Source organism: Lysobacter sp. DMC104 (genome assembly GCF_056313665.1).
The window spans coordinates 193,227-200,292 of the sequence record NZ_JBQUZW010000010.1; the positions used below are offsets into that span (position 1 = coordinate 193,227).

General features: G+C 67.1%; 7 protein-coding genes. 3 read left to right on the top strand and 4 right to left on the bottom strand.

Going from position 1 to position 7,066, the window contains the following annotated elements; all coding sequences use genetic code 11:
- Positions 1 to 73: 73 nt before the first annotated feature.
- The gene (locus ACT53R_RS14145) at positions 74 to 1,042 is read right to left on the bottom strand and encodes a LysR family transcriptional regulator (RefSeq protein ID WP_476172536.1); all 969 of its coding nucleotides are present in this window, start codon (positions 1,040 to 1,042) and stop codon (positions 74 to 76) included.
- A gap of 196 nt (positions 1,043 to 1,238) precedes the next feature.
- On the opposite strand from ACT53R_RS14145, the gene aceB reads away from it, so the two are divergent.
- From aceB to ACT53R_RS14160, 3 genes are all read left to right on the top strand, one after another.
- Positions 1,239 to 2,888: a malate synthase A gene (gene aceB, locus ACT53R_RS14150; protein WP_476172537.1), complete on the top strand. Its 1,650-nt coding sequence runs from the start codon at positions 1,239 to 1,241 to the stop codon at positions 2,886 to 2,888.
- Positions 2,889 to 2,961: 73 nt separating this feature from the next.
- Positions 2,962 to 4,263 carry an isocitrate lyase gene (aceA, locus tag ACT53R_RS14155; protein WP_476172538.1) on the top strand — a complete coding sequence of 434 codons (1,302 nt, stop codon included), beginning with the start codon at positions 2,962 to 2,964 and terminating at the stop codon, positions 4,261 to 4,263.
- A 460-nt stretch (positions 4,264 to 4,723) separates the two neighbouring features.
- Positions 4,724 to 5,206, top strand: a complete 483-nt coding sequence (locus tag ACT53R_RS14160) for a hypothetical protein (RefSeq protein WP_476172539.1) — start codon at positions 4,724 to 4,726, stop codon at positions 5,204 to 5,206.
- Positions 5,207 to 5,243: 37 nt separating this feature from the next.
- On the opposite strand, the gene ACT53R_RS14165 is transcribed toward ACT53R_RS14160, so the two are convergent.
- The 3 genes from ACT53R_RS14165 to ACT53R_RS14175 form a co-directional block, all read right to left on the bottom strand.
- On the bottom strand, positions 5,244 to 5,657 hold the full coding sequence (locus ACT53R_RS14165) for a GFA family protein (protein ID WP_476172540.1): 414 nt from the start codon (positions 5,655 to 5,657) through the stop codon (positions 5,244 to 5,246).
- 121 nt (positions 5,658 to 5,778) lie between these two features.
- On the bottom strand, positions 5,779 to 6,579 hold the full coding sequence (locus ACT53R_RS14170; RefSeq protein WP_476172541.1) for a hypothetical protein: 801 nt from the start codon (positions 6,577 to 6,579) through the stop codon (positions 5,779 to 5,781).
- A gap of 220 nt (positions 6,580 to 6,799) precedes the next feature.
- Positions 6,800 to 7,066, bottom strand: a 267-nt coding sequence (locus tag ACT53R_RS14175; protein ID WP_476172542.1) for a magnesium chelatase subunit ChlI family protein, incomplete at its 5' end; no start/stop codon positions are given.

Here is a 7,066-nt window from a genome sequence, read left to right on the forward strand (position 1 = left end):
GGCATTCTCACACCGATATCGCCCTGGCCGGTCGTCCCATGAACCTGTCAAATCCGACAGGTATGCCACAACCCTACCGCTCCGAATGCCCCGTCTCGTCATACCCCCGCGGAGCGAGCATCTGCGGCCGGATCAGTTCGATGAAGTCCCGGGCCTGTTGCGACAGGTATTTGCCCTTGCGCACGACTACGCCGTAGCTGCGTGACGGGAAATACTTGGCGAGGGAGCGGGCGGCGAGGCGGTCGCGGTCGGCGTCGGTGAGGCAGATGGCGGTGACGATGCTGATGCCCAGGCCCATCGCGACGTACTGCTTGATGACTTCCCAGCCGCCGACTTCGAGGGCGACGGTGTAGGGCACGCGGTTCTGCTGGAACACCAGGTCGACGAGGCGATACGTGGTCAGGCGCTGCGGCGGCAGGATCAGGCCGTACGGCGAGAGGTCTTCGAGTTTGAGGTCGGGCTTGGTCGCCAGCGGATGGTCGCGCGGCATGATCAGCATCGGGTCGAAGCGGTAGACCGGCGCGTAATCGAGGTCGGCCGGCACGTCGAGCATCGAACCGACCGCCAGATCCACGCCGTCGTTGCGCAGCAGGTCGAGGCCGCCGGCACCGGTGACGTTGTGCAGGGTCAGGCGTACGTCGGGATGGGCGCGGCGGTAGGCCTCCACGATCTTCGGCAGCAGGTAGAGGATGGTGGAGCTGCCGGCCGCCACGTGCAGTTCGCCGGCGTCCAGGCCCTTGATCTGCTCGCGGAAGTCGGCGGGCAGGCGATCGATGCCTTCCACCAGCGGCCGCGCCAGCTCGTACAAGGCGTCGCCCTCGCGGGTGAGCGCGAGCCGGCGGCCGACGCGCTCGAACAGCTTCACGCCCAGCTCCCGCTCCAGCGCTTGCAGCTGGAGGGTGATGGCCGGCTGGCTGAGGTACAGGGCCTCGGCCGCGCGCGAGACCGACCCGAGTCGGGCCACCTGGCAGAAGGCGCGGAGGGGCTTGAGGCGGTCCGCCTTGTAGGCGAACCGAGGGCTGTGCGGGGCGTCGTCGGTCATCGGGGCGGTCCTGTTTCGGACGAACGGTGGCTCGGGTGGTCGATGTTGCAGTGCAAAATCAATAACTTGCGTGGTTTTCGACTTTGGTCGAAGACTTTGTATAAGTAAATCTTATGATCAGCATTGCCAAAACTGTATTGTCAAATACAGTACCCGGGCGGATGGTTGGGCTCCACACGCCGTACCGGAGTCCGCGATGTCCGCCGTCCTCAAGCCGCAGGCCGACCCTCTCCAACCCCAGGCCGGGATCGCGATCCTTGGTCGCGCTGAAGGACAGGATGCCCTGCTGACGCCGGAGGCGCTGGCGCTGCTGGCGCACCTGCATCGCCGCTTCGAGCCGCAGCGCCAGGCGCGCCTCGCCGCCCGGCAGACGAAGCAGGCCGCGTTCGACGCCGGCGCGCTGCCGGCCTTCCGCGAGGACACCCGGGCGATCCGCGAGGGCGACTGGCGCGTGGCGCCGATCCCGGCCGCGCTGCAGGACCGCCGCGTGGAGATCACCGGCCCGGTCGACCCGAAGATGGTGATCAACGCGCTGAACTCCGGCGCCAACTGCTACATGGCCGACTTCGAGGATTCGACCTCGCCGACGTGGGCCAACCTGATCGAAGGCCAGACCGCGCTGCGCGCGGCAGTGGCCGGTACCCTCGAATTCGACACGCCCGCGGCCGACGGCAAGCCGGGCAAGCAATATCGCCTCAAGCCCGAAGCCGAGCGCGCGGTGCTGATCGTGCGGCCGCGCGGCTGGCACTTGGACGAGAAGCACGTGACCGTCGACGGCCAGCGCATCGGTGGCGGCCTGTTCGACCTCGCGCTGTTCGCGTTCCACAACGCCGCCGCGCTGGTGTCGAAGGATCGCGGCCCGTACTTCTACCTGCCGAAGTTGCAGTGCATGGAAGAAGCCGCGCTGTGGAACGACGTGCTCGACGAGATCGAGGTGCGTCTGAACCTGCCGCAGGGCGCGATGAAGGCGACGGTGCTGATCGAGACGCTGCCGGCCGCGTTCGAGATGGACGAGATCCTGCACGCGCTGCGCAGTCGCATCGTCGGTCTGAACTGCGGCCGCTGGGACTACATTTTCAGCTACATCAAGACGCTGCGCCGGCATCGCGACCGCGTGCTGCCCGAACGCGGCCAGGTGACGATGACGCAGTCGTTTCTGAAGGCGTATTCGGAACTGCTGATCAAGACCTGCCACAAGCGCGGCGCGCATGCGATGGGCGGCATGGCCGCGCAGATCCCGAACCCGCGCGATCCGGAAGCCAACGCCGCCGCGTTCGCGCGCGTCGAGGCCGACAAGCTGCGCGAGGCGACCGCGGGTCACGACGGTACGTGGGTCGCGCATCCGGGGCTGGTCGAGACCGCGCGCCGCATCTTCGACGCGCGCATGCCCGGCCCGCACCAGCAGCACGTCGCGCGCGAGGACGTGCGCACGAGCGAGGAAGCCCTGCTGCGCCCGTCGCTGGGCACGATCACCGTCGCCGGCTTCTTCGGCAATGTCGAAGTCTGCGTGCGCTATCTCGCGGCGTGGCTGGCCGGCAACGGCTGCGTGCCGATCCACGGGATGATGGAAGACGCCGCGACCGCCGAGATCTCGCGCGCGCAGCTGTGGCAGTGGCTGCACTTCGCCGACGACGGCCGCGATCCGCTGCATCTCGATGACGGCACACCGGTGGATTTCGCGCTGCTGGAACGCGCGCTGATCGGCCTGCCGTCGAAGCTCAAGGGCGACGCCACGGTCGTCGGCGCGGAGCGCGTCGACGAAGCGATCGAGATGCTGTCCGACCTCACCCACCGCGACGTGCTCGCCGATTTCCTCACGCTGCCGGCGTACGAACGCATTGATTGAAAGACGGTCGCGCCTTCCGGCGCTCCTACAAGAACAGAACCTTCGCATTCACCTCCCACGCAGGACCACACCCATGAAGACCACGCTGCCGACCGCCGAACAACTGAAGCTGGACTGGACCAACAACCCGCGCTGGGCCGGCATCGAGCGCACCTACAGCGCCGAGGACGTGGTGCGCCTGCGCGGCACGATCCCGGTCGATCATTCGATCGCGCGTCTCGGCGCCGAGAAGCTGTGGAAGTCGCTGCAGACCGAGGACTTCATCAACGCGCTGGGCGCGATGACCGGCAACCAGGCGATGCAGCAGGTGAAGGCCGGCCTCAAGGCGATCTACCTCAGCGGCTGGCAGGTCGCGGCCGACGCCAACATCGCCGGCGAGATGTATCCCGACCAGTCGCTGTATCCCGCCAACTCGGTGCCGCAGGTGGTGAAGCGCATCAACAACACGCTGCTGCGCGCGGACCAGATCCAGTGCGCCGAAGGCACCGGCGATGTCGACTTCCTGCAACCGATCGTGGCCGACGCCGAAGCCGGTTTCGGCGGCGTGCTCAACGCGTTCGAGCTGATGAAGGCGATGATCGAGGCCGGCGCCTCGGGCGTGCATTTCGAGGACCAGCTGGCCAGCGTGAAGAAGTGCGGCCACATGGGCGGCAAGGTGCTGGTGCCGACACGCGAAGCGGTCGAGAAGCTGGTCGCCGCGCGCCTCGCCGCCGACGTCATGGGCGTGCCGACGCTGATCGTCGCCCGCACCGACGCCGAAGCCGCCGACCTGCTCACCAGCGACGTCGACGACAACGACAAGCCGTTCTGCACCGGCGAGCGCACGGTAGAAGGCTTCTACAAGACGAAGAACGGCCTCGACCAGGCAATCAGCCGCGGCCTCGCCTACGCGCCATACGCCGATCTGGTGTGGTGCGAGACCGGCAAGCCGGACCTCGAATTCGCGCGCAAGTTCGCCGAAGCCATCCACGCGAAGTACCCGGGCAAGCTGCTGGCCTACAACTGCTCGCCGAGCTTCAACTGGAAGAAGAACCTCGACGACGCGACCATCGCGAAGTTCCAGAAGGAAATCGCGAGCTACGGCTACAAGTTCCAGTTCATCACGCTGGCCGGCTTCCACGCGCTGAACTACTCGATGTTCAACCTCGCACACGGCTATGCGCGACGCCAGATGAGCGCGTTCGTCGAACTGCAGGAAGCCGAGTTCGCGGCCGCCGATCGCGGTTTCACCGCGGTCAAACACCAGCGCGAAGTGGGCACCGGCTACTTCGACAGCGTCACCCAGACGATCCAGGGCGGGAAGTCCTCGACCGTCGCGCTGAAGGGCTCGACCGAGGAAGAGCAGTTCGAGGATCGCCCGGCCGCCGCGGCCTGAGATCGTCGAAAAGCAGAAGGCAGCAGACGCAGGCCCGGCCATTCGCCGGGCCTGTGCGTTTCCGCGACGCGATCCTGAACGTGCCGCGCGTTGTCGGAACATGAATCGATGAACGACCGCGCGATCGATTGCGCGGTGATGGCAGGCAGCGATTCGCCTGCGTCCGCGCGGCAACGACGACGCGGCTTGTTTCAAGGCGTTTCACGCGATCAGAGGGGGGCGAAGCAGACGGCGCGGTGCGTCGCGCAACGAAGCAATCGCGCGAATCCCCACCATGACTTTGGTCATGGTTTCCGGAACGGCGTGATGATCATGCCGGGGTGGAAAAAACGATGCGGCCGGTGTACACCTGTGCATTCGCTGTCATGACGACACGAGGCACCTGCCGCCCAGGTGCCGAGCGCAGGACGACGCTCCGCTTTGCCGATCCCTTCCCCTGTCCCGTTCAGGAGCCGTGTCGATGAAATCGCGTCAATTCCGAGTCCTCGTTCTTTCCCTCGCCCTGATGTCGGCCAGTGCCGTTGCCTGGGCTTCCGTCGATCCGCAGACGCTGACGATCCGCGACATCGTCAAGCAGCAGACCGCACTGCGCGCGCAGGTCGCCGCCGGCAAGGGCGCCTTCAAGGACATGGAGAAGCGCGATCGCGAAGAAATGATCGCCCACCAGGATCGCGTGCTGCAGATGATCGGCGACCGTCAGACCATCGACGACATGCCGGCCGACCAGCGCACCGAGCTGTTCAATGAACTGCAGTGGATCGACGCGACCGTCGCCAAGGCGCAGGACGAGCGCATGGTCTGCGAATACACCCGTTCCGTCGGTTCCAACCGCATGCAGTCGGTGTGCATGACCGCCGCCCAGCGCCAGAAGCTGCGCGACGGCGCACAGTCGGAGTTGAGCCGGCCGAAGGGCTGCCTCAGCAACGACGGCGTCTGCCGCTGATCGATTGCATCGCCGGCGCAGCGCGCCGGCGATGGCGTCACAGCGATTCCGGCGCCGGCTTGCGCGGCAGGCCGTCGCCGGGATCGACCCCCGCCCACGCGACGTGGGTATCCCAGAACACATGCGCCATCGGCGCCTGATCGACCTCGCCGTCGAGGTTGCCCAGCGCGATGTGCAGCTCCCCCGGCCAGCGCGTCGAGCGGAAGAACAGCGAACTGCCGCAGTGCGTGCAGAACCCGCGTTCGGCGCCCGGCGATGACGCGAACCAGCGCAGCGCGCCGACGGGATCCTCAATCGACGCATGGTCCTCGGCCATGCCGAACCACGTGACGTAGGCTGCGCCATGCGCGCGCCGACACTGCGTGCAATGGCAGTGCGCCACCCACAGGCTGGGCCAGGTCACGGTGAAGCGGACATCGCCGCAGAGGCAGCCGCCATGCGCTTGCGTCATCGTCTGTCCCCGCGGTGGAGTGCGCAGAGCATACGTCAAGGACCGCATGCCAGTGGGCGCACGCCATCGAAGGCTTTGCGCAACGCGAAGAGAGGCGCCCCGGTTCCGGGGTGCCCGGTCGTCACTGCGCGATCGCCTGCACGGCATCGACGACGTTGCCGACGTAGCACGTCGTGGTGGCCGTGTAGGGCGCATCGATGACGGCACTGTCGGTGGTGTAGGTCGCGCCGGTCTGAAGACTCCGGCAGCTCAGCCTTGCCTTGTAGCGTCCGCTCGCGCACTGGGCGCTGCCGCGCCCGAAGTAATGGTTGCCGCTCTGGTTGACCCACTCCCGCCAGGTGGCGCAGCCGCTGATGCCCGACGGTCTCGGATCGGCGACCGCGAACACGGACTCCGCCTGGCTGCCGAGGTAGCAGGTGGTCGAGGCCGTGGCGGGCGCATCGACCGCGGTGGCGCCGCTGACGACATAGCCCTGGCCGGTCTGCAGGTTGCGGCACTGGATGTACACCTTGTAGCGCCCGGAGTCGCACTGCACCCGTCCCTGCCCGTAGTAGTAATTGCTGCCCGAGCTGATCCATTCCGCCCAGGGCGTGCAGCCGCTGAGCACGCCCACGGGTCTGGGATCCTCCACGGCGAACACCCCGTCCACCGTGTTCCCGGTGTAGCACGTGGTCGTCGCGGTGGCGGGTGCATTCACCGCGGCGCCGCCGTACACCACGTAGCCGACACCGGTCTGCTGGTTGCGGCACTGCAGCTTGACCGTGTAGCGGCCACTCGTGCACTGCACGTTGCCGCGGCCGTAGTAGTAGTTGCTGCCTTCCTGCACCCACTGGATCGAGGTGGTGCAGCCGGCAGGCGTCGCCGCGCGCGCCGGGACGGCCGACAGCGGCTGCGCGGCCAGCAGTGCCACGACGGTCGACATGAAACCAAGCCTTGATGCAGTCATCGGTGCTCTCCTATCCGGTCATGGCGCGGAGCGTGCTCCGCGGGCGGTGACATCCTGTTCGGCATGCTGCGTCGGCGAACCTATCCCGCCGTGGGACGGCGCCGCAACGGCGGGCACGAAGGATTGAGCGCGGGTTCTCGATTCCGGCACGGATCCGCCGCAGATCGGCGATGGCGGTACGAGTGGCCGTCGGCGTTCAGGCCGCGCGGCTGGGGGAGACCCGATCGCCGCGTCGATACCCGATCGCTTCCGCGACATGTGGGCCGAGGATGTCGGCGCTGCCCGCAAGATCGGCAATCGTCCGCGCGACGCGCAGGATGCGATGCATCGAGCGCGCGGAGAGCTGCAGCAGATCGATCGCGTTTTCGAGCATCGCCTGATCGTCGCGACGTCCCCCCGCTTTTGAGTAGCAGCCGGATCTGGAGTCCAATTCCCCAGAGAGAGGAGATTGGACGTGAAGAAG